At 64.7% G+C, this 20066-nt stretch carries 24 protein-coding genes; 6 read left to right on the top strand and 18 right to left on the bottom strand.

All coding sequences use genetic code 11. The features are described 5' to 3' along the window. Positions 1-4: 4 nt before the first annotated feature. Genes CK498_RS17255 through CK498_RS17240 form a run of 4 tightly spaced genes read left to right on the top strand, consistent with a single transcriptional unit; the run spans position 5 to position 3422 of the window. Positions 5-1867, top strand: coding sequence for a penicillin-binding protein activator (locus tag CK498_RS17255; RefSeq protein WP_095622087.1), 1863 nt, complete (start codon positions 5-7; stop codon positions 1865-1867). Further along, complete coding sequence (locus tag CK498_RS17250; protein WP_095622086.1) at positions 1851-2219, top strand: YraN family protein; 369 nt, start codon at positions 1851-1853, stop codon at positions 2217-2219. The genes CK498_RS17255 and CK498_RS17250 overlap by 17 nt, the downstream gene beginning before the upstream one ends. Positions 2220-2242: 23 nt before the next feature. Next, positions 2243-2836, top strand: a complete 594-nt coding sequence (locus CK498_RS17245; protein WP_095622085.1) for a phosphoheptose isomerase — start codon at positions 2243-2245, stop codon at positions 2834-2836. Between the two features lie 28 nt (positions 2837-2864). Further along, entirely contained in the window at positions 2865-3422 is a 558-nt protein-coding gene (locus tag CK498_RS17240) for a BON domain-containing protein (protein ID WP_095622084.1), read from the top strand. A gap of 77 nt (positions 3423-3499) precedes the next feature. Here the strand turns inward: CK498_RS17240 and CK498_RS17235 are convergent, their stop codons facing one another. The 8 genes from CK498_RS17235 to zapE form a co-directional block, all read right to left on the bottom strand. After that, positions 3500-3988 (bottom strand): ClpXP protease specificity-enhancing factor, encoded by a 489-nt coding sequence (locus CK498_RS17235; RefSeq protein ID WP_095622083.1) that lies wholly within the window; start codon positions 3986-3988, stop codon positions 3500-3502. Between the two features lie 50 nt (positions 3989-4038). Continuing rightward, positions 4039-4665, bottom strand: coding sequence for a stringent starvation protein SspA (gene sspA / locus CK498_RS17230; RefSeq protein WP_095622082.1), 627 nt, complete (start codon positions 4663-4665; stop codon positions 4039-4041). A gap of 159 nt (positions 4666-4824) precedes the next feature. Next, positions 4825-5592 carry a cytochrome c1 gene (locus tag CK498_RS17225; protein WP_095622081.1) on the bottom strand — a complete coding sequence of 256 codons (768 nt, stop codon included), beginning with the start codon at positions 5590-5592 and terminating at the stop codon, positions 4825-4827. Continuing rightward, positions 5592-6851 carry a cytochrome b gene (locus CK498_RS17220; protein ID WP_095622080.1) on the bottom strand — a complete coding sequence of 420 codons (1260 nt, stop codon included), beginning with the start codon at positions 6849-6851 and terminating at the stop codon, positions 5592-5594. Before CK498_RS17220 ends, CK498_RS17225 begins: the two co-directional genes overlap by 1 nt. After that, a complete protein-coding gene (petA, locus tag CK498_RS17215; protein ID WP_095622079.1) occupies positions 6851-7441 on the bottom strand; it encodes a ubiquinol-cytochrome c reductase iron-sulfur subunit in 591 nt (196 codons plus the stop codon). Before petA ends, CK498_RS17220 begins: the two co-directional genes overlap by 1 nt. A gap of 222 nt (positions 7442-7663) precedes the next feature. Next, positions 7664-8053: a 30S ribosomal protein S9 gene (rpsI, locus tag CK498_RS17210; RefSeq protein ID WP_095622078.1), complete on the bottom strand. Its 390-nt coding sequence runs from the start codon at positions 8051-8053 to the stop codon at positions 7664-7666. A gap of 13 nt (positions 8054-8066) precedes the next feature. Beyond that, positions 8067-8495: a 50S ribosomal protein L13 gene (gene rplM / locus CK498_RS17205; RefSeq protein WP_076748510.1), complete on the bottom strand. Its 429-nt coding sequence runs from the start codon at positions 8493-8495 to the stop codon at positions 8067-8069. Positions 8496-8756: 261 nt separating this feature from the next. After that, positions 8757-9941: a cell division protein ZapE gene (gene zapE / locus CK498_RS17200; protein ID WP_095622077.1), complete on the bottom strand. Its 1185-nt coding sequence runs from the start codon at positions 9939-9941 to the stop codon at positions 8757-8759. A 244-nt stretch (positions 9942-10185) separates the two neighbouring features. On the opposite strand from zapE, the gene CK498_RS17195 reads away from it, so the two are divergent. Beyond that, positions 10186-10638 (top strand): YhcB family protein, encoded by a 453-nt coding sequence (locus CK498_RS17195; protein WP_095622076.1) that lies wholly within the window; start codon positions 10186-10188, stop codon positions 10636-10638. 35 nt (positions 10639-10673) lie between these two features. Here CK498_RS17195 and CK498_RS17190 read toward each other — a convergent pair whose 3' ends face one another. Then, on the bottom strand, positions 10674-11432 hold the full coding sequence (locus tag CK498_RS17190; protein WP_095622075.1) for a Nif3-like dinuclear metal center hexameric protein: 759 nt from the start codon (positions 11430-11432) through the stop codon (positions 10674-10676). A 101-nt stretch (positions 11433-11533) separates the two neighbouring features. Between CK498_RS17190 and CK498_RS17185 the strand changes: the two genes are divergently transcribed. After that, positions 11534-12760 (top strand): trypsin-like peptidase domain-containing protein, encoded by a 1227-nt coding sequence (locus tag CK498_RS17185; protein WP_095622074.1) that lies wholly within the window; start codon positions 11534-11536, stop codon positions 12758-12760. 87 nt (positions 12761-12847) lie between these two features. On the opposite strand, the gene hisD is transcribed toward CK498_RS17185, so the two are convergent. From hisD to CK498_RS17140, 9 genes are all read right to left on the bottom strand, one after another. Then, positions 12848-14170 (bottom strand): histidinol dehydrogenase, encoded by a 1323-nt coding sequence (gene hisD, locus CK498_RS17180; RefSeq protein WP_095622073.1) that lies wholly within the window; start codon positions 14168-14170, stop codon positions 12848-12850. A gap of 61 nt (positions 14171-14231) precedes the next feature. Continuing rightward, positions 14232-14894, bottom strand: a complete 663-nt coding sequence (gene hisG / locus CK498_RS17175) for an ATP phosphoribosyltransferase (RefSeq protein ID WP_095622226.1) — start codon at positions 14892-14894, stop codon at positions 14232-14234. A 21-nt stretch (positions 14895-14915) separates the two neighbouring features. After that, the gene (gene murA / locus CK498_RS17170; RefSeq protein ID WP_095622072.1) at positions 14916-16178 is read right to left on the bottom strand and encodes a UDP-N-acetylglucosamine 1-carboxyvinyltransferase; all 1263 of its coding nucleotides are present in this window, start codon (positions 16176-16178) and stop codon (positions 14916-14918) included. 15 nt (positions 16179-16193) lie between these two features. Then, the gene (locus CK498_RS17165) at positions 16194-16442 is read right to left on the bottom strand and encodes a BolA family protein (protein WP_095622071.1); all 249 of its coding nucleotides are present in this window, start codon (positions 16440-16442) and stop codon (positions 16194-16196) included. 491 nt (positions 16443-16933) lie between these two features. Continuing rightward, a complete protein-coding gene (locus CK498_RS17160) occupies positions 16934-17266 on the bottom strand; it encodes an STAS domain-containing protein (RefSeq protein ID WP_095622070.1) in 333 nt (110 codons plus the stop codon). After that, positions 17263-17868 carry an MlaC/ttg2D family ABC transporter substrate-binding protein gene (locus CK498_RS17155; protein WP_407645872.1) on the bottom strand — a complete coding sequence of 202 codons (606 nt, stop codon included), beginning with the start codon at positions 17866-17868 and terminating at the stop codon, positions 17263-17265. The genes CK498_RS17160 and CK498_RS17155 overlap by 4 nt, the downstream gene beginning before the upstream one ends. Before the next feature lie 83 nt (positions 17869-17951). Continuing rightward, a complete protein-coding gene (gene mlaD, locus CK498_RS17150) occupies positions 17952-18416 on the bottom strand; it encodes an outer membrane lipid asymmetry maintenance protein MlaD (RefSeq protein WP_095622068.1) in 465 nt (154 codons plus the stop codon). A gap of 16 nt (positions 18417-18432) precedes the next feature. Beyond that, positions 18433-19215, bottom strand: a complete 783-nt coding sequence (mlaE, locus tag CK498_RS17145) for a lipid asymmetry maintenance ABC transporter permease subunit MlaE (protein WP_095622067.1) — start codon at positions 19213-19215, stop codon at positions 18433-18435. Beyond that, positions 19212-20024, bottom strand: a complete 813-nt coding sequence (locus CK498_RS17140) for an ABC transporter ATP-binding protein (protein ID WP_095622066.1) — start codon at positions 20022-20024, stop codon at positions 19212-19214. The genes mlaE and CK498_RS17140 overlap by 4 nt, the downstream gene beginning before the upstream one ends. Positions 20025-20066 lie beyond the last annotated feature (42 nt).

The following is a 20066-nucleotide window of genomic DNA, read 5'->3' as shown; positions in this document are numbered from 1 at the left end:
ATTTATGGACAAATCGCCTCGCGGCCTGCTGCTTGCCGCCCTGCTGGCGCTGATGGTGGCGGGCTGTGCCGCGCCCACCGGGATAGTCGACAGGCTCACCGATCCCGAGCCCGAGACCCTGCTCGAACGCGCCGCCGACCAGCCCCCCGGAGAGGCTGCCGCCACGCGCCTCGAGGCGGCCGACATCCTAGCACGGCGCGGCGACGAGGCGCAGGCCTTCGAGGTCGCCGAGAGCCTCGACGACAGCCTGCTCGAGGACGCCCAGCGCGTGCAGTGGGCACTGCTGCTGTCGGGCCTGGCCTATGACCTGGAAGACGATACCAGGGTGCTTCAGGCGACCCGTATCCTCGACGAGGATATCCGCATGGAGAGCGATGACCGCAACGCCCTGCGCTATCGCCAGGGGCTCTCGCTGGGCCGCCTCGGCGAGCCGCTGGCGGCCTCGCGCGCCCTGCTACGGGTCCAAGCCGACACCGACAACCCGGTGCTCAACGATGACATCTGGCGCCAGTTGACCCGCCTCAATCGCCAGGAGCTGGCAACGCTCAGTGAAGACCCGGACGCCCTCACCGCCGGCTGGCTCGAGGTCATCGACCTGCAGCGCCAGAGCGGTGGCGACATCACCCGCTTTCTCGACCGCCTCGGCGCATGGCGCGAGCGCAATCCCAACCACCCCGCCGCGCGGCGGCCACCCAGCGAACTGACAGAACTGCGCGAGCTGCGCGATCAGGACGTGCGCCGCATCGCCGTACTACTGCCCGAGTCTGGCCCGCTGGCCGATGTCGCCGAGCAGATTCGCCGCGGCTTGCAGGCCCGCCACATGGAAGCCGGCAACAACGGCGAGTCGACGCCGCAAATGACCTTCATCGACGCCAGCAGCGGCGATCTCCAGGCGCTCTACGCCGAGGCCAACATGGTCGGCGCTCAGGTGGTGATCGGCCCCCTCGACAAGGACCAGGTCACCGAGCTCGAGAACCGCGACAGCGTGCCGCTGCCGACCCTGGCGTTGAACTACGGCCATGGTCAGCGCAATAACGCCGAAGGCCTCTTCCAGTACGGCCTGTCGGCGGAAGACGAGGCGCGCCAGGCGGCACGCCGCGCCTACCTCGACGGCCACCGCCGCAGCGCCGTACTGATTCCTGACAACGACTGGGGTGAGCGCGTCGGCAACGCCTTCCGCCACGAGTGGGAGCGCCAGGGCGGCAGCGTTACCTCGGCGGTACGCTATGAACCCGGCGGCTCGGTGGCAGGCGCCGTGCGCCCGCTGCTCAGTGTCAGCGGCGAGCGCGCTCAGTTGGGTAACGTCGACATGCTGTTCCTGCTCGCACTGCCCAGCTACGCCCGCCAGGTACCGCCGATGCTCGACTACTACTACGCCAGCAACCTGCCCATCTATGCCACCTCGCACCTCTACGAGGGTCGTCCGCAGCCGCGCATCGACCATGATCTGGACGACGTGCAGTTTCCCGACATTCCCTGGCTGATTCCCAACGCCGCGGTGGGCGGCGAGAACGCCGTGCCCTTCTTCGGCAGCTACATGACGCTGCGCGAGGATAACGATCCGGCGCTGTTCAAACTCAACGCCATGGGCGTCGACGCCTACGAACTGGCGCGCCGCCTGCCTCAGCTGCAGGCCATTTCCGGCAGCGAGGTACAGGGTGCCACCGGCATACTGCGCGCCGAGAGCGACGGCCGCATCTACCGCGAGCTGCCCTGGGCCACCTTCGCCAACGGTGTACCCCAGCTGCCACTGGACCTGATCCATCGCAACGAGCTGATGGGCAATGGTGTCCCGCAACTACGCGACCCCGATAGCGACAACGACAGCGACAACGACAGCGTCTTCGACGATGGCCGGGCCCGCTGACGCCCGCCAGCGCGGTGCGCAGATCGAGCGCAGCGTGGCCAATTGGCTGATCCAGCGCGGCCTCGTGCTGGTGGCCAGCAACCAGCACGCCAAGGGTGGCGAGCTGGATCTGGTGATGCGCGACGGGGAGATACTGGTGTTCATCGAAGTCAAGTACCGCGCCGACAGCCGCCACGGCCATCCGCTGGAGTTCGTCACCGCCACCAAGCAGCGCCGCCTGATCCGGGCGGCGCGTTTTTATCTACAGCGCAACGGGCTATCATGTGCCTGCCGCTTCGACGTGGTGGCCGTGATCGGCCATGCCCCGGACCTCGACATCCAGTGGGTGAGAGGCGCCTTCGAAGCGTTCTGACAGACAAGGACCAGGAAGCCACCATGGATTTCCAGACACGCATACTCGAGCACTTCAACGCCAGCATCGACACCAAGACCTATGCCAGTGAGGTGCTACCACCCTTCATTGAGGTGGCCAGCCAAATGATGGTGCAGTGCCTGGTCAACGAGGGCAAGATCCTGGCCTGCGGCAACGGCGGCAGCGCCGGCGACAGCCAGCACTTCTCCTCGGAACTGCTCAACCGCTTCGAGCGCGAACGCCCCAGCCTGCCTGCCCTGGCGCTGACCACCGACACCTCGACGCTGACCTCGATCGCCAACGACTACAGCTATAACGAGGTGTTCTCCAAGCAGATCCGCGCCCTCGGCCAGCCCGGCGACGTGCTGCTGGCAATCTCCACCAGCGGCAACTCGGCCAATGTCATCCAGGCCATTCAGGCCGCCCACGATCGCGACATGACGGTGGTTGCTCTCACCGGCCGCGATGGCGGCAACATGGCCTCCCTGCTTGGCCAGGATGATTGCGAGATTCGCGTGCCGGCCACCTCGACCGCACGCATCCAGGAAGTCCACCTGCTGGCCATCCACTGCCTGTGCGACCTGATCGACGAGCAGCTATTCGGTGGCAGCGAGTAATCTTGACCCCCTAACGCGAGTGATAAGCATGAGAAAAGGATTTGTGATATCCGCCCTGATGGCGCTGAGCCTGGTGCTCTCGGGCTGCGCGCAGATGTCCGCCGGCCCCGAGGACCACGGTTCCAGAACCTTCGGCAGCCAGGTCGAGGACCAGGGCATCGAGAGTCGCATCTCAGGCAACCTGTCCCGCGAGGATGCGCGCTTCAACGACGCCCGGGTCAATGTCGACAGCTACAATGGCATCGTACTGCTGACCGGCCAGGTCCCCAGCGAGGAGCTCAGGGACAAGGCCCAGCAAGTCGCCACCGGCACCCGCAACGTGCGTCGCGTCCACAACGAGCTGGCGGTGGCCGCCAACGTCCCCCTCGCCCAGCGCACCACCGACACCTGGATCACCGCCAGGGTGCGCTCGGCGCTGATCGCCGATGAGCGAATCGATGCCCGCCGGGTGCGCGCCATCACCGAGAACGCGAGCGTCTACCTGATGGGCATCGCCACCCGCGAGGAAGCAGACCGCATCGTCAATGCGGTGTCCGGCATCAGCGGCGTGCAGCGCATCGTCAAGGCATTCGAATACCTCGACTGATAACGGCCACCCCTCCATGCAAAACGGCAGCCCAGTGGGCTGCCGTTTTGCATCATGCGTCCGTGAGCGCCTCGCCGCTACTTGATCACACGCAGCGATGGACGCCCCTTGGGCGGCGCATCACCCTCTTGGCTGGCCTCAGCCTGAACGTCGGCGGACGACTCGGTGTCGCTGTCGACGCTCGACAGCGAGCGTCCCGCATCTTCCGATGCCGCCGCGTCGTCGCCGGCGACCTCGGCTTCGAAACCGGGCATTACCGGCTCATGACCGAATACCATACCCACGCCGTTTTCGCGCGCATAGAGCGCGATCAACGCCTGGCTAGGCACTACCACCTGCATCGGCTGGCCGCCAAAACGGGCGCTGAAGGTAATCGCATCGTTCTCCATCATCAGGTCGCGCACCGCGGTAGGTGCCACATTGAGAACGATCTGGCCGTTCTGCACGAACTGGCTCGGCACGGCAACGCCGGCGTGCTCGGCATCGACCACGATGTAGGGCGTCTGATCGTTGTCCAGCAGCCACTGATAGAGGGCTCTGGCCAGATAGGGTCGGCTCGACAGCATGTCCGCCTCCTGCAATGGGTGCACGCCGGTCGCGACCGGCGACATGAGTATCAGGTGCGCATCTCGCGCTCGGCCTCGGACAGCGCAGCCTTGAAGGCATCGCGCTCGAACAGCCGCTCCATGTAGCTGAGCAGCGGCTTGACCTGCTTCTCCGGAAGCTCGATGCCCAGCGCCGGCAGGCGCCACAGCAGCGGAGCCAGGCAGCAGTCGACCAACGAGAACTCTTCGCTCATGAAGAACGCCATGTCCTCGAAGATCGGCGAGATACCCACCAGGCTCTCGCGCAGCTCCTTGCGCGCCTTGTCGGCCTCCTTCTTGCTGCCGCCAATGATCTGTTCGACCAGCGGACACCACTCGCGTTCGATGCGATGCATCCACAGCCGACTCTGCGCACGCGCCACCGGATAGACCGGTAGCAGCGGCGGGTGCGGGAATCGCTCGTCGAGGTACTCCATCATCACCTTGGATTCATACAGCACCAGATCGCGATCCACCAGCGTGGGCACGCTGTTGTAAGGATTGAGATCGGCGAGCTCCTCGTGCTGACTGCCGTCGGCGACTTCCAGAATGTCCACGGCCACGCCCTTTTCGGCCAGCACGATACGCACCCGATGGCTGAGGTGGTCGTCACTACCGGAATAGAACGTCATCGACGAACGCTTGGCCACTACACCCATGTAACAATCCTCGCATCAATTCGAAGTTGCATCATAACACGCCGTGCAACCCCTCGGTGGCAGCAGCGCTCCCGCCCTCGCCGATCAGGCAGAGGCCAGACATACAGGGGGCGCATGACCCGGTCGGCCATACGCCCCCACCGCTAGCACGACTGACGATCAGTGAACGTCGCGCCAGTACTCACGCTTGAGCAGGTAGGCAATGACGCCGAAGATGAAGATGAAGATCAACACCTTGGGGCCGAGCGCCTGGGCCTGCAGCTTGGATGGCTCACCGACGTAGGCGAGGAAGTTGGTGAGGTCGTAGACCGCTTCCTCGAACTCGTCAGGCTCCATCTTGCCCGGCTGGGTGACCTGCAGCACTTCACAGGACTGATACTTGCCTGACAGCGGGTCGAGCTCGGCGCCCTCGATGGGCCGGTCGCTCTCGGCACAGACCATCTCCTGCACGCCCTGCAGCGGCTCGAGCACGTTAGGCATGGCCACCTGCTCATAGACGTTGTTGTTGACGCCGGTCGGACGGCTCGGGTCCTTGTAGAACCCGAGCAGATAGGAGTAGATCCAGTCCGGGCCGCGCAGGCGGCCGTGCAGGCTGAGCTCTGGCGCGGCGGCGCCGAACCAGGACTCACCGTCCTCCTGGCTCATGGCAATGCGCATCTGGTCGTTGAAGGCCAGCTCGGAGGAGAAGATCAGGTTCTCCTCGACCAGGTCCTGGGGCATGCCAAAGTCATTGGCGGCCCGGGCAAAGCGCTGGTACTCCAGGGCGTGGCAGCCCATGCAGTAGTTGACGTAGAGCTGCATGCCGCGCTGCAGCGACGCCTCGTCGTTGAGATCAGGCGTCATTGAATGCGGCACGTCCGGCGCCGGAGCGGCCAGCGCCGCCATGGGCACCAGCGCGAACAGCAGTGCGAACAGTTGCTTTTTCATTAGCCAGTCACCCTTTCCGGAACGGGTTTGGTGTTTTCCATCTTGGTATAGAGCGGCATCAGCAGGAAGAAGGCGAAGTAGATCAGCGTACACAGCTGCGCCACCGCCGTCCGCAGCGACGTGGCCGGCAGCGCGCCGAGCACGCCTAGGATCACGAAACTCACCGCAAACAGTGCCAACATCACCTTCGACATCCAGCCCTTGTAGCGCATCGAACGCACCGGACTACGATCCAGCCACGGCAGCACGAACAGCACCGCAATGGCTGCGCCCATGAACACCACGCCCAGGAACTGAGCCTCGAGACCGAACAGGTCGAAGGTAATCGCCCGTAGAATCGCGTAGAAGGGCGTGAAGTACCATACCGGTGCAATGTGATCCGGCGTCACCAGCGGGTTGGCCGGCTCGAAGTTGGGCCGCTCGATGAAGTAGCCACCACCTTCCGGGAAGTAGAACAGCACCACGCAGAACACGAACAGGAACACCGCGACACCAACCAGATCCTTGACGGTGTAGTAGGGATGGAACGGAATGCCGTCCAGCGGCTTGCCGGTCTCGTCCTTCTTGTCCTTGATCTCGATGCCGTCCGGGTTGTTGGAACCGACTTCATGCAGCGCGATCAGGTGCAGCACCACCAGCCCCAAGATCACGATCGGCAACGCCACCACGTGCAGGGCAAAGAAACGGTTCAGGGTAATACCCGAAATCAGGAAGTCGCCGCGGATCCACTGCGCCAAGTCGGGACCGATCACCGGAATCGCCGCAAACAGCGAGATGATCACCTGGGCACCCCAGTAGGACATTTGGCCCCACGGCAGCAGGTAGCCCATGAAGGCCTCGGCCATCAGCAGTAGGTAGATGGTCATGCCGAAGATCCACACCAGCTCGCGGGGCGCCTTGTAGGAGCCGTAGAGCAGGCCGCGGAACATGTGCAGATAGATCACCACGAAGAACGCCGAGGCGCCGGTGGTATGCATATAGCGGATCAACCAGCCATACTCCACATCGCGCATGATGTACTCGAGCGACGCGAAGGCTCCTTCGCCAGAGGGGTTGTAGCTCATGGTCAGCCATACCCCGGTGAGGATCTGGTTGATCAGTACCAGCAGCGCCAGCGAGCCGAAGAAATACCAGAAGTTGAAGTTCTTCGGCGCGTAGTATTTCGCCATGTGGTCCTGCCAGAACTGCGTGGCAGGGAAGCGGTCATCGACCCAGCGCATGATGCCGCTCTCGGCCTTGACGCGATTCGGGTTACCCATCAGGTAGTCTCCTCATCTTCGCCGACGATGATCTCGTCGCCTTCAAAGCGATAGGGCGGCACCTCGAGGTTGGTCGGGGCCGGGACATTGCGGAACACACGGCCCGCCAGGTCGAAGTAGGAGCCGTGGCAGGGGCAGAAGAAACCGCCCGGCCAGTCGTCCATGTCGACGGCGTCAGGCTCCGGGCGATACAGCGGCGAACAGCCCAGGTGGGTGCAGATACCGATCAACACGCCGATTTCCGGGCGCGACGAGCGTAGCGGGCCGGTGATATAGGCGGGCTGCTGGGGACGCTCGGAGTCGGGGTCCGAGAAGCGCCCAGGATCGCTATTCTCGGTGCGCTCGATCATCTCCTCGGTACGGCTGATGACCCATACCGGGCGCCCGCGCCACTCCACGGTAATGCGCTGACCGGGCTCCAGCAGGGATATATCGGCCCGCACCGGAGCACCCGCCGCTCTTGCCCTGGCACTGGGCTGCCAAGAAGCCACAAAGGGGACCGCAACCCCGACAGCGCCCACCGCACCCACGACGGTAGTGGCGCCCACGAGGAAACGGCGCCGCCCTCTGTTTACGCCGTTATCTGCCATTTTCTAGTTTCTCCCATCAACTTACCCGTTGCCGTATCACAGGAAGGGTATCCCGCGACCCACGGATACAAATGAAGGCTATGGTAAAAAAACGCGCGCGCAAACACAAGGCAATACGGCCCTTGACCTAAGTGGTAGACACGCAACAACTACCTGATATACATACAAAAAAACGCCCAGACCCCGGAGAGTCTGAGCGCCTTTTCGAACGTCTTGCCGCGTTTAACGCTTGGAGAACTGCGGACGACGACGTGCCTTGCGAAGGCCAACCTTCTTACGCTCAACTTCGCGAGCATCGCGAGTCACGTAACCGGCAGCACGCAGCGGCGTGCGAAGCTCTTCATTATATACCATCAGGGCACGGGTGATACCGTGACGAATGGCGCCGGCCTGAGCCGAACCGCCGCCACCTTTGACAGTAACGTAGGCGTCGAACTGGCCCAGCGTATCGGTCAGCTCGAGGGGCTGACGCACGACCATGCGACCGGTGACGCGACCGAAATAGAGGTCGAGTTCCTTGTCATTGACGGTGATCTTGCCGGTGCCCGGCTTGAGGAACACACGAGCGGTGGAAGTCTTGCGGCGCCCGGTACCGTAATACTGCTGTGTCATGGCGAAGTATCCCTTAGAGGTTCAGTTCTTGCGGCTGCTGAGCAACGTGCGGATGCTCGGCACCGGCGTAGACCTTGAGCTTGGTGTACATGGCGCGGCCCAGCGGCCCCTTCGGCAGCATGCCCTTGACGGCAGACTCGATGACGCGCTCGGGAGCGTAGCCGATCATCTTCTCGAAGTTCATGGAACGCAGGCCACCCGGGTAGCCGGTGTGACGATAATAGGTCTTGGCCTGGGCCTTGTTGCCGGTCACCTTGACCTTCTCGGCGTTGATCACGACGATGTAATCGCCGGTATCGACGTGCGGGGTATACTCCGCCTTATGCTTGCCGCGCAGGCGGCGTGCAATTTCGGTCGCCAGACGACCGAGCGTCTTGTCCGTAGCGTCGACGACAAACCAGTCGCGCTGGACGGACTGCGGCTTAGCACTGAACGTCTTCATGGATGAATCACCAAATCGATGTATTGGGTCTCGATACCGCGAACGGCACCTGACCATCCCTATTTTTCTTGGTTGCCACGCAAAAATGCGCAGCAACGGTCGAGCGAGGCGGCATTCTACACGAGCCTGACACGCCAAGGCAATCGTCGTGCCCCACCAATCATGGTTATCGCGGTTGCTACTAGCGAGGGGCGCTGACGGCAGGTCGAAGAGGAGGTCTGCCGTCGGATCAGTCCCGAGCGGTGGTGCCATCAAAAGCCATCAAGGCTTATGGGGCAGCGCCAGATACTCGTGGGACTGCATCTCCTGAAGCCGCGACAGAGTGCGCTGAAACTCGAACTCCAGCCGCCCGTTGGCATAGAGCCGCTCGGCCTCCACCTCCGCCGACATCAACAGCTTGACGCCGCGATCGTAGAACTCGTCGACCATGTTGATGAAGCGCCGCGCCTGGTCGTCGCTGGCCCCGCTCATGCGGGTGACGTTGGATACCAGCACGCTGTGAAACTCACGCGCCAGCTCGATGTAGTCGTTCTGGCTGCGTGGCCCGTCGCACAGCTCGAGGAACTCGAACCACACCACGTCGTCGTGGAGACGCCGCGCCTTGAGCACCCGATGATTGACCTCGATTGGCGCGTCCGCCTCGCCTTCGGCACCGGCGATCTCGCGGAAGCTGCGCGCCAGCTCCGACTCGGCGGCGGCATCCAGCGGCGAGTGGAATATTTCGGCGCGCTCCAGGGCGCGCAGCCGATAGTCGATGCCCGAGTCGACGTTGACCACCTCACAGTGACGCTTGACCAGCTCGATGGCAGGCAGAAAACGCGCCCGCTGCAGGCCGTCCTTGTAGAGCTCGTCGGGCACGATATTGGAGGTCGCCACCAGCACCACGCCGTGCTCGAACAGCGCCTCGAGCAGGTTGGCCAGGATCATCGCATCGGTGATGTCCTTGACGAAGAATTCGTCAAAGCAGATCACCCGCGCCTCGCCGGCAAACTTGGCGGCAATCAGCTTGAGCGGGTTCTTTTCGCCCTTGTAGTGGTCGAGCTCGTTGTGCACCCGCTGCATGAAGCGATGAAAGTGGGTACGCATCTTGTCGGGGAACGGCAGCGATTCGAAGAAGGTGTCGACCAGGTAGGTCTTGCCGCGCCCGACGCCACCCCAGAAGTACAACCCCATGATCGCCGGCGGCTCCTCGAACGGCGACGCCACCTTCTTGCTGCCGAACAGCCCCGCCATCTTCGACTTCAGCCCCTTGCCCGAGGCCACCGGCCTGGGCGCAGTGCGCGGCGTGGCCACCAGCGCCTCATAGAGACGCTGCAGATGCTCGACCGCCGCCTGCTGGGCCGCATCGTACTGAAAATCCTCGCGCTCGAGATCGGCACGATAGCGGGCCAGCGGCCCTTGGCCGGGCATCGCCGGGGTATTCGTCGCGGTGGTTGTCGCACTCATAGGAAGCTTGCGTACCTCGCACTCAGCTCGTCGAGCGATGCATTATACCCGCGAGCAACTCATTTCGCATGTGCGAAACACGCCGCACGGTGCCACTTTCCACGTCTGGCGCATTGACCTCGGTCTCGGCGTGCCCTCTATAATGGCTGCGTCGGCTTCGCTTCCCGAAGGGTAGCGCCGGCCCGGCCAGCACCGCGCGGGGCTTACCCCCGCCCACTGGCGGAAAAGACCAAAGGGGAACGACGTGTACGACAGCAATATCGACTGGATACTGGCAATCGTCAGCGCCCTGGCCGGAATCGGCATCGGCGCGCTGGGCTATCACCTGCTCAACGCCAACGTGGCACGCAACCAGAAGGTTCGCCAGCGCCTGGCCGAGGCCGAGCTAGAGCTCAGCCAGGTCAAGGATGCCCTCAACGACCACTTCGCTCGGGCCGCCGACCTGGTGACCAGCATTCAACGTCAGAGTCAGGAGCTCGAGCAGCAGCTGTCGCTGGGTGCCGATCGCCTCTGCGACGACCTGCAGATCAAGCGTCGCCTGACCCCCAACGACGACTCACTGGGCGCCGACGACGACTCGCCGTCGGTGCCACGCGACTATGCCGACGGCGACCATGGCACCCTGGCCGAGGACTTCGGCCTGCGCCGCGACGACGACGCCACCGGCACCACCCAACCGCAGCCGCCCCGCTACTGATCCGCGGCATGACGCCTGCGCCACCGGCGCAGGCGTCAGACGGGGTTGTCGATGTCCACGAAGCGATGCTCCACGCCTAGCTCTGCGGCCAGCCAGTCGCCCAGCGCCCTGACGCCATCTCGCTCGGTGGCGTGATGGCCCGCCGCCAGATAGCTGATGCCCATCTCACGGGCAATATGCGTGGTGCGCTCGGAGATCTCGCCCGAGATGAATAGCTGTGCGCCGGCGTCAGCGGCAGCCATGAGCATGTCCTGGGCACCGCCGGTGCACCAGGCAACCCGCTCCACCACACCACGATGCCCCTCGATCAGCAGCGCTTCTCGCCCCAGGCACTCACCGACGTGGGCAGCCAGCGCTCGGCTATCGAGCCCCGCCGGCGGCGCCCCCAGCCACAATAGCCCCTCGCCGATCTCCCCGTCGGCACAGCCGTTGGCGGTAAACCCCAGTCGCTCGCCGAGCAGCGCATTGTTGCCCAGAGTCGCATGGGCATCCAGCGGCAGGTGATAGGCGAGCAGATTGATGTCGTGACTGAGCAGGGTCTTGAGGCGCCGCTGCTTCATGCCGGTCACCGCCGGCGGCTCGTTCTTCCAGAAATAGCCATGGTGCACCAGCAGCAGATCGGCATCCCAGGCTAGCGCCTCGTCGAGCAGCGCCTGGCAGGCCGTGACGCCGCTCATCACCCGCTGCACCTGAGGGCGACCGGCGACCTGCAGGCCATTGACGGTATAGTCCTTGAAGCGCGCCGGCTGCAGCAGCGTATCGCACGCCGCCACCAGCGCCTGACGATCGATCATGGTCACCTCCAGACAGGCCAAAACAGGCAGTGGTACAATGACCTGCCATTGTAACGACTGTGGCCACCCCCAGCGACCGCCCCGTCGACAAGGAACCTTGCATGCGTCGTACCCTGCTGCCCTATGTGTGGCCCGTGCTCATCGGTGTACTGCTGGCCATCGTGCTGCTCAACGCCTTTCCCCAACTGCTCGGCCGCGATCAGTCGGCAGCCCCTGCCCAGCGGGTCGAACCGCCGGCCCAGACGCTACCGGCGACCCAGACAGATGGCGGTGCGCGCCCGGCACCGGAGCTGCAGACCGCCAATCCGCTGTCCCGCGAGCAGGGGCCATTCAGCTACTCGGCGGCGGTCGACCGCGCCGCCCCGGCGGTGGTCAACATCTACTCCTCACGCATGGTCGAGCGCGACGAACACCCGCTGATGTCGGACCCCTTCTTCCGCCAATTCTCCGGCGATGACGCCACCTCGCGCCAACGCATGCTCTCCAGCCTCGGCTCGGGGGTGATCGTCAGCGACGACGGCTATGTGCTCACCAACCACCATGTCATCAGCGGCGCCGACCAGATCCAGGTGGCTCTGCGCGACGGCCGCAACACCCTTGCCGAGGTCATCGGCACCGATCCGGAAAGCGACCTTGCGGTGCTGCGCATCGACCTCGACGAGCTGCCAGTGATCGCCATCACCGACTCGACCCAGGCCGCAGTGGGTGACGTGGCGCTGGCCATCGGCAACCCCTTCGGCGTCGGCCAGACGGTCACCATGGGCATCATCAGCGCCACCGGCCGCAGCCACCTGGGGCTGAATGCCTACGAGGACTTCATCCAGACCGACGCAGCAATCAACCCCGGCAACTCCGGCGGCGCGCTGATCAATCCCGAAGGCGCCCTGGTGGGCATCAATACCGCGATCTTCTCGCGCTCGGGCGGCTCCCAGGGCATCGGTTTCGCAATCCCCGCCAACCTGGCGCGCAACATCCTCGATGAGCTGGTCACCCAGGGTCGTGTGATCCGCGGCTGGCTAGGCATCGAGGCCCAGGAAATGACCCAGGAGCTGGCCGCCTCGTTCGGTCTGCAGACCCCAGGCGGCGTGGTCATCGCCGGCATCGTGCCCGACGGCCCGGCAGCCCAGGCCGGGCTACGGCCCGGCGATGTGCTGCTCGAGGTAGATGGCCGGCCGATTCTCGACGCACGTGTGGCGATGTCCGATATCGCAGCTATCGAGCCCGGCGCCGAACTGCCCATCGCCGTGATCAGAAGCGGCGAGCGCATCGACCTGGTACTCAACGTCGGCGAGCGCCCGCCGCCGGAGGGACGACGTCCGGAACGCTGAACACGCCTCACGATGCAAGACGCCCCTGCCACTGGCAGGGGCGTCTTGCGTTACGGCAAACGTCGTGTGGTGCAGAGGGTGTTTATATCAGGGCTTGATACGGTACTCCGCAGAGCGCGCATGCGCCGTCAGCGACTCGCCCCGCGCCAGCACCGAGGCGGTACGCCCCAGCGCCGAGGCGCCATCCGCCGAACAGTTGATGATCGACGAACGCTTCTGGAAGTCGTAGACCCCAAGCGGAGAGGAGAAACGCGCGGTGCCCGAGGTCGGCAGTACATGGTTGGGGCCGGCGCAGTAATCACCCAGCGCCTCGGCGGTATAGCGCCCCATGAAGATCGCCCCGGCGTGGCGTATCTCGCCGAGCCAGCTGCCAGGGTCGGCCAGCGACAATTCGAGGTGCTCCGGGGCGATGCGGTTGATCAGCGCCGCGGCCTCACCACGGTCGCGGCACACGATCAGCGCACCGCGTGCGGCGAGCGACTCGGCGATGATCGCCTGGCGCTCCATGGTCGGCAACAGCGACTCGATCGACGCCGCCACGGTATCGGCATGAGCACCGTCCCAGGTGACCAGGATCGCCTGGGCATCCTCGTCGTGCTCGGCCTGGGAGAACAGATCCATGGCCAGCCAGTCGGGATCGGTGCCGCCATCGGAGACCACCAGGATCTCAGAGGGGCCGGCGATCATATCGATGCCGACCTGGCCGAACACCGCGCGCTTGGCGGTGGCCACGTAGATATTGCCGGGCCCGACGATCTTGTCGACCCGCGGCACCGTCTCAGTGCCGTAGGCCAGCGCCGCCACCGCCTGAGCGCCCCCCAGGGTGAACACATGGTCGACACCGGCCAGGTGCGCCGCCGCCAGCACCAGTTCATTGAGCACGCCGTCCGGGGTCGGCACCACCATGACGATTTCACGCACGCCGGCGACATGCGCCGGAATCGCGTTCATCAGCACCGACGAGGGATAGGCGGCCTTGCCGCCGGGCACGTAGATACCGGCGCGGTCCAGCGCCGTGACCTGCTGACCGAGCACCGTGCCGTCGGCCTCGGTGTACTGCCAGGAGCCGGGCTTCTGATGCTCGTGATAGACACGAATACGCTCGGCGGCGGCGGCCAGCGCCTCGCGCTGTTCGGCAGGCAGGCCGTCATAGGCCTGGCGCAGGCGGGCCGGCCCCAGGGTCAGCTCGGCCATCGACCCCACCGCCAGGCGATCGAGGCGGTTGGACAGCTCGACCAGGGCGGCGTCACCGCGACGACGTACCGCGGCGATGATCTCGTCGACGCGCTGCTGGACCTCGGTGCTTGACACACCCTCCCAGGCCAGCAGCGTCTCGAGGCGGGCATCGAAGTCGGGCTCGGCAGTGGACAGGCGGTTGATGACAGGACGCACGCGGGCATTGTCGGTCATGGGGCTCTCTCCAGGTAACCTTGCTCATCCTTGAGCGGCGGGACAATAGGATGACTCGGAACTAACGGGCCGCTAGCGCGTGGTGGTCGCGGCGCTTGGCCACGGCGGCCCGCAGGCGCTCGATCAGCGGCTTGAGATGCTCGTGCTTCATGGTCATGGCGGCCTTGTTGACCACCAGCCTCGTACTGATGCTGGCGATCAACTCGCGCGGCTCCATGCCATTGGCGCGCAGGGTATTGCCGGTATCGACGATATCGACGATCTCATCGGCGAGATTCATCAGCGGCGCCAGCTCCATGGCGCCGTAGAGCTTGATCACCTCGGCCTGGATGCCCTGCTCGGCGTAGTAGCGACGCGCCACGTTGACGAACTTGGTCGCCACCCGGCGACGCGCCTGGGCCGGCTCGGCGCCCTTGACCCCGGCGGTCATCAGCTTGCAACCGGCGATCTCCAGATCGAGCGGCTCGTAGAGCCCCTCGGCACCGTGCTCGAGCAGCACGTCCTTGCCGGCCACGCCAAGGTCGGCGGCGCCGAGCTGCACGTAGGTGGGCACGTCGGTGGCGCGAATCACCACCAGCTTGACGTTGGGCAGGTTGGTATCGAACAGCAGCTTGCGGCTCTTGCCGAGATCCTCGGCAGGCTCGATCCCGGCGTCCGCCAGCAGCGGCAGGGTCTCGTCGAGAATGCGGCCCTTGGACAGGGCCACGATCAATTGCTTGGTCATCAGCTCACTCACGTCGGTCATTTAGCCGGGCACACGGCGGATCTTGGCGCCCAGCAGCTGCAGCTTCTCTTCGATGCACTCGTAGCCGCGATCGATATGGTAGATGCGATCGACGCAGGTTTCGCCGTCGGCCATCATCGCCGCAATCACCAGCGATGCCGAGGCGCGCAGGTCGGTGGCCATCACCGGCGCTCCGGACAGCCGCTCGACGCCGGTGATCACCGCGGTGTTGCCCTCCAGGGCAATCTGCGCCCCCATGCGATTGAGCTCCTGGACGTGCATGAAGCGATTCTCGAAGATCGTCTCGACCACCCGCGAGGTGCCCTCGGCCACCGCGTTCATGGCCACGAACTGGGCCTGCATGTCGGTGGGAAAGGCCGGATAGGGTGCGGTGCGGATATTCACCGCCCGCGGCCGCTTGCCGTGCATATCGAGCTCGATCCAGTCGGCGCCGGTGGTGATCGTCGCCCCCGCCTCCTCGAGCTTGGCCAGCACCGCCTCGAGGATATCGGCACGGGTGCGCCGCACTCGCACCCGGCCACCGCTGAGCGCAGCGGCCACCAGGAAGGTGCCGGTCTCGATGCGGTCGGGCATCACCTCATGGTGGCAGCCGTGCAGCCGCTCGACGCCCTCGACGGTGATGGTATCGCTGCCGTGGCCGCGAATATTGGCGCCCATGGCGATCAGGCACTCGGCGAGGTCGACGATCTCCGGCTCGCGGGCGGCATTTTCCAGAACCGTGGTGCCATCGGCCAGTGTCGCGGCCATCAGCAGGTTCTCGGTGCCGGTCACGGTGACGGTGTCGAAGAAGATCGTCGCCCCCCGCAAGCGGCCGTTGCTGCGGGCACGAATATAGCCGCCCTCAACGCAAATCTCGGCGCCCATCGCCTCGAGGCCGCGAATATGCAGGTCCACCGGCCGCGAGCCGATGGCGCAGCCGCCGGGCAGCGACACATCGGCATGGCCGAAGTGCGCCAGCAGCGGCCCCAGCACCAGGATCGAGGCACGCATCTTCTTGACCAGATCATAGGGCGCATGGCAGTCCTTGACCTGGGCGCCATCGAGCTGGATGGTCATGCGCTCGCCCATCACCGGCTCGACGCCCATGCGTCCGAGCAGCTCCAGGGTGGTGGTGATGTCCTGCAGATGCGGCAGGTTGCCGATGGTCACCGGCCCCTCGGAGAGCAGCGTGGCGCACAGGATCGGCAGCGCCGAGTTCTTGGCACCGCTGGCCCATACGTCACCGTCGACGGGGCCGTTACCGGTAATGATCAGTTTGTCCATGAAGGTCCGTTTTGGTCAGGCGCGATCGGCGGCATTCTGCCACTGGCTGGGAGTGTAGGTCTTGATGCTTATGGCGTGCAGGGCACCGCTGGCGATCTCATCGGATAGCGCCGAGTAGATCAGTTGCTGGCGCTTGACCGGCGACAGCTCGCCGAACACCTCGCCCACCGCCGTTACCTGAAAATTGCAGCCTTCGCCCTGAATATGGAAATCGCAGCCATCGATACGAGCCTCGAGTAGCGCCTTGACGTCACTGGGTTGCATGCGCGCAGCTCTCCTCTGAAATAAGCATGTCAGCGCCAGACCGGCGTACGCGGTACGCGGAGCGCAAATGGGTTCCAATGGTAATCAAAAGCGCCCCGCTTGGCGATGCCAAGGGGGCGATTAACAGGACGAGTGAAGATATCGGTCACTGGAACGGGTGGCAGCGCTGCGCGCTGCAATCGCGACTGAAGTCGCTCCCACAAAAGCGCATGGCGCCAAAGCAAAAGTAGGAGCGATTTCAATCGCGATAGCGCTGGGTGGCCAAGGCAGACTGAGCCGCGGCTAAAGCTGCTCCCACAAAAGCGCATGGCGCCAAAGCAAAAGTAGGAGCGATTTCAATCGCGATAGCGCTGGGTGGCCAAGGCAGACTGAGCCGCGGCTAAAGCTGCTCCCACAAAAGCGCATGGCGCCGAGGCAAAAGTAGGTGCAATTTCAATCGCGATGGGGTGAGTTGCGTATGCCGGAATATCAACGTCGGCGAGCACATACCATCAGGCCGCGGCGGCCTCGGGGAGCAGACTGTCGAGGCCGGCGATGCGCGTCAGGCGCACCAGCGGCGCCGACAGCGTCACGCTCTCGATAACCAGCCCCGCGGCCTCGGCGCGACGGGTCCACTCGAGCAGCACGCTCAGTGCCGCGCTGCTGACTCGCTCGACGCCGCTCAGGTCGAGCACCAGGCGGGTAGCAGAGGGCTGTCGGGCAAGCCAGTCGCTGCCGCTGGCCGCCAGGGCCGCGGCGACCTCGAAATCGACGTCGCCGCTGACCGCCAGGCGCGCGCCCTCGGCATCGAGTCGCACGCCCCCCTCCTCGAGCAAGCGGCTCATGCCGAGCCGCCCTCCTCCAGCTCCTCCACGCCCACTTCCGGCGCCCAGCCGTCAATGACCGCATCGTAGTCGCGGCCGTGATCGCGCATCGCCTGATCGAACTGATTGCGGAAGGTCAGCCCCAGGTTGATGCCGTTGACGATCACGTTGACCACCTTCCACTCGCCGTCGCTGAGGCGCAGCGAGTAGCTGACCGGATAGACCTGGCCGTTGGTGGCCACCACTTCCATGGCCACGCTGGCCTGATCGTCGTGGCGCGACTCGCGCTGGCTGTCGAGGACCCGCAGCTCGCGATAGTCGAAGGTCACCAGGCCCCTGGTGTAGGTATCGATCAGAGTCTGGCGGAAGGTGTTCACGAACCGGCTGCGCTGCTCGGGCGTGGCGTTCTGGAAATAGCGCCCCATCACGCTGGCGCCGATATAGCGAAAGTCGGCGATATCATCCAGGTTATCATCGACCAGCGCCTCGAGCTCGTCGACATTGTTAGCGAAGTAGTCCCTACGCCCTTCGATCTCGCCCATCAGCTCATCGATGCTGGTACGAATCAGCTGTTCCGGGGTCTGGCTGGGCTGCTGCGCCTGGGCCGACCCGACCACCAACATTGCCAAGGCAGCCAACAGGGCCACCGCAGCAGACAAGTAACGCCTATACGCTACGCGCATAACACCTCCATGAACTATCGTCATCAGTCACTGACCATGTTGGACACGAATTGCTGGATGAGTTCTTCCAGCACCAGTGCCGACTGGGTATCGCGAATGCTGTCACCGTCCGCCAGGGTCTCGGGGTCGCCGCCTACCGACAGGCCAACGTACTGTTCACCGAGCAGCCCCGAGGTAAGGATCGCCGCCGTGGTATCCCGCGACAGGCGGCCCTCGAGGGTACCGTCAAGCTCCATCACCACCCGCGCGTCGTACCAGTCGGTATCCAGCTCGATGGCCGATACTCGGCCGACGTTGACACCGGCCATGGTCACCTTGGCGCGCGGCTTGAGGCCGCCGATATTGGAGAAATTTGCCTCCAGGGTGAAGGTGTCGCCGGACGGCCCCATGGTCAGCCCGCTGACCCGCAGGCCGAGGAATACCAGCCCCAGGATCCCTGCGAGCATGAACAGCCCGACGCCCAGTTCCATCATCTTGCTGCGCTTCATGCCTTGTCTCCGCTGATCATGACAGCCCGCCGAACATTACCGCGGTCAATACGAAATCCAGCCCCAGTACGGCCAGCGAGGAGTAGACCACGGTGCGCGTAGTGGCACGTGAGATACCCTCGGAGGTGGGGATCAGGTCATAGCCCTGGAACACCGCGATCCAGGTCACCACCAGAGCGAATACCAGGCTCTTGACCATGCCATTGCCGACGTCGCCGATGAAATCGACGCTCGACTGCATGTTGCCCCAGTAGGAGCCGTCGAACACCCCGAGCCACTCGACGCCGACCAGATAGCCGCCATAGATGCCGACCACGCTGAAGCCCACGGTGAGCAGCGGCAGCGCCACGAAGCCCGCCCACAGACGCGGCGCCACCACCCGGCGCAGGGGATCGACGCCGATCATCTCCATGCTCGACAGCTGCTCGGTGGCCTTCATCAGGCCGATCTCGGCGGTCAGCGCCGAGCCAGCACGGCCGGCAAACAGCAGTGCCGCCACCACCGGCGACAGCTCGCGCAGCAGCGACAGCGCCACCATCTGCCCCAGCGCCTGCTCGGCGCCGAAATCGACCAGGATGGTATAGCCCTGCAGTGCCAGCACCATGCCGATGAACAGACCCGATACCATGACGATGGCCAGCGACAGCACGCCGACGAAATGCATCTGGCGCAGCCACAGATAGAGCCCTTCACGGGACGGCACACCCACCGCCGACTGCGCCAGGAACACTCCCGCCCGGCCCATGGCTTCGAGCAGCTCGCAGCCACGTCGCCCCAACCCTGCGATATGGCGGATCATCGCCAGCCTCCCGCACCCAGCATGTCATGTCGAAAGTCCGGCGCCGGATAGTGAAAGGGCACCGGGCCGTCGGCTTCACCATGCACGAACTGGCTGACCCGCGGGTCCTGGTCGACGTCGAGGGTCGCCGGGGTGCCATGGGCCATGACCTGGCCGTCGGCGATGACATAGACGTAGTCGGCGATCGACAGCGTCTCCTTGATATCGTGGGAGACCACCACCGCGGTCAGGCCCAGCGCCTCGTTGACCCGCTTGATCAGCTGCACCAACACCCCCATCGAGATCGGATCCTGACCGACGAACGGCTCATCGTAGAGGATCAGCTCGGGATCCAGGGCCAGTGCCCGGGCCAGCGCCACACGCCGCGTCATGCCACCCGACAGCTCGGACGGCATCAGCTCGCGTGCGCCGCGCAGGCCGACCGCCTCGAGCTTCATCAGCACCAGGTCGCGCACCATGGCCTCGGGCAGGTCGGTATGCACGCGTAGCGGAAAGGCGACGTTCTCGAACACGCTCAGATCGGAGAACAGCGCACCGCTTTGAAACAGCATCCCCATCCGCCTGCGCAGCCGAAACAGCGCCTTGCGTGACAGCGCGTGCACGCGCTGACCGTCGATCTCCACCCGCCCGGCATCCGGTGTCAACTGGCCGCCGATCAGCTTGAGCAGGGTGGTCTTGCCGGTGCCGCTGGGCCCCATGATCGCGGTGATCTTGCCACGCGGAATGTTTAGCGACACGCCGCGGAAGATATCCTTGTCACCGCGAGAGAAATGCAGGCCGTCGATCACCACGAAGGGCGAATCACTCATCGCGTGCCATCTCGTCGAGAAAAATTATCGAACATCGTATCC

It is taken from the genome of Halomonas salipaludis (assembly GCF_002286975.1).
In the GTDB taxonomy this organism is placed as follows: domain Bacteria; phylum Pseudomonadota; class Gammaproteobacteria; order Pseudomonadales; family Halomonadaceae; genus Franzmannia; species Franzmannia salipaludis.
This window is presented reverse-complemented; position numbering and strand designations above follow the sequence as displayed.

Coding starts and splice junctions, on each gene's coding strand:
- CK498_RS17255 (WP_095622087.1), top strand. CDS start 5: ATGGACAAATCGCCTCGCGGCCTGCTGCTTGCCGCCCTGCTGGCGCTG.
- CK498_RS17250 (WP_095622086.1), top strand. CDS start 1,851: ATGGCCGGGCCCGCTGACGCCCGCCAGCGCGGTGCGCAGATCGAGCGC.
- CK498_RS17245 (WP_095622085.1), top strand. CDS start 2,243: ATGGATTTCCAGACACGCATACTCGAGCACTTCAACGCCAGCATCGAC.
- CK498_RS17240 (WP_095622084.1), top strand. CDS start 2,865: ATGAGAAAAGGATTTGTGATATCCGCCCTGATGGCGCTGAGCCTGGTG.
- CK498_RS17235 (WP_095622083.1), bottom strand. CDS start 3,988: ATGCTGTCGAGCCGACCCTATCTGGCCAGAGCCCTCTATCAGTGGCTG.
- sspA (WP_095622082.1), bottom strand. CDS start 4,665: ATGGGTGTAGTGGCCAAGCGTTCGTCGATGACGTTCTATTCCGGTAGT.
- CK498_RS17225 (WP_095622081.1), bottom strand. CDS start 5,592: ATGAAAAAGCAACTGTTCGCACTGCTGTTCGCGCTGGTGCCCATGGCG.
- CK498_RS17220 (WP_095622080.1), bottom strand. CDS start 6,851: ATGGGTAACCCGAATCGCGTCAAGGCCGAGAGCGGCATCATGCGCTGG.
- petA (WP_095622079.1), bottom strand. CDS start 7,441: ATGGCAGATAACGGCGTAAACAGAGGGCGGCGCCGTTTCCTCGTGGGC.
- rpsI (WP_095622078.1), bottom strand. CDS start 8,053: ATGACACAGCAGTATTACGGTACCGGGCGCCGCAAGACTTCCACCGCT.
- rplM (WP_076748510.1), bottom strand. CDS start 8,495: ATGAAGACGTTCAGTGCTAAGCCGCAGTCCGTCCAGCGCGACTGGTTT.
- zapE (WP_095622077.1), bottom strand. CDS start 9,941: ATGAGTGCGACAACCACCGCGACGAATACCCCGGCGATGCCCGGCCAA.
- CK498_RS17190 (WP_095622075.1), bottom strand. CDS start 11,432: ATGATCGATCGTCAGGCGCTGGTGGCGGCGTGCGATACGCTGCTGCAG.
- CK498_RS17185 (WP_095622074.1), top strand. CDS start 11,534: ATGCGTCGTACCCTGCTGCCCTATGTGTGGCCCGTGCTCATCGGTGTA.
- hisD (WP_095622073.1), bottom strand. CDS start 14,170: ATGACCGACAATGCCCGCGTGCGTCCTGTCATCAACCGCCTGTCCACT.
- hisG (WP_095622226.1), bottom strand. CDS start 14,894: ATGACCAAGCAATTGATCGTGGCCCTGTCCAAGGGCCGCATTCTCGAC.
- murA (WP_095622072.1), bottom strand. CDS start 16,178: ATGGACAAACTGATCATTACCGGTAACGGCCCCGTCGACGGTGACGTA.
- CK498_RS17165 (WP_095622071.1), bottom strand. CDS start 16,442: ATGCAACCCAGTGACGTCAAGGCGCTACTCGAGGCTCGTATCGATGGC.
- CK498_RS17160 (WP_095622070.1), bottom strand. CDS start 17,266: ATGAGCCGCTTGCTCGAGGAGGGGGGCGTGCGACTCGATGCCGAGGGC.
- CK498_RS17155 (WP_407645872.1), bottom strand. CDS start 17,868: ATGTTGGTGGTCGGGTCGGCCCAGGCGCAGCAGCCCAGCCAGACCCCG.
- mlaD (WP_095622068.1), bottom strand. CDS start 18,416: ATGAAGCGCAGCAAGATGATGGAACTGGGCGTCGGGCTGTTCATGCTC.
- mlaE (WP_095622067.1), bottom strand. CDS start 19,215: ATGATCCGCCATATCGCAGGGTTGGGGCGACGTGGCTGCGAGCTGCTC.
- CK498_RS17140 (WP_095622066.1), bottom strand. CDS start 20,024: ATGAGTGATTCGCCCTTCGTGGTGATCGACGGCCTGCATTTCTCTCGC.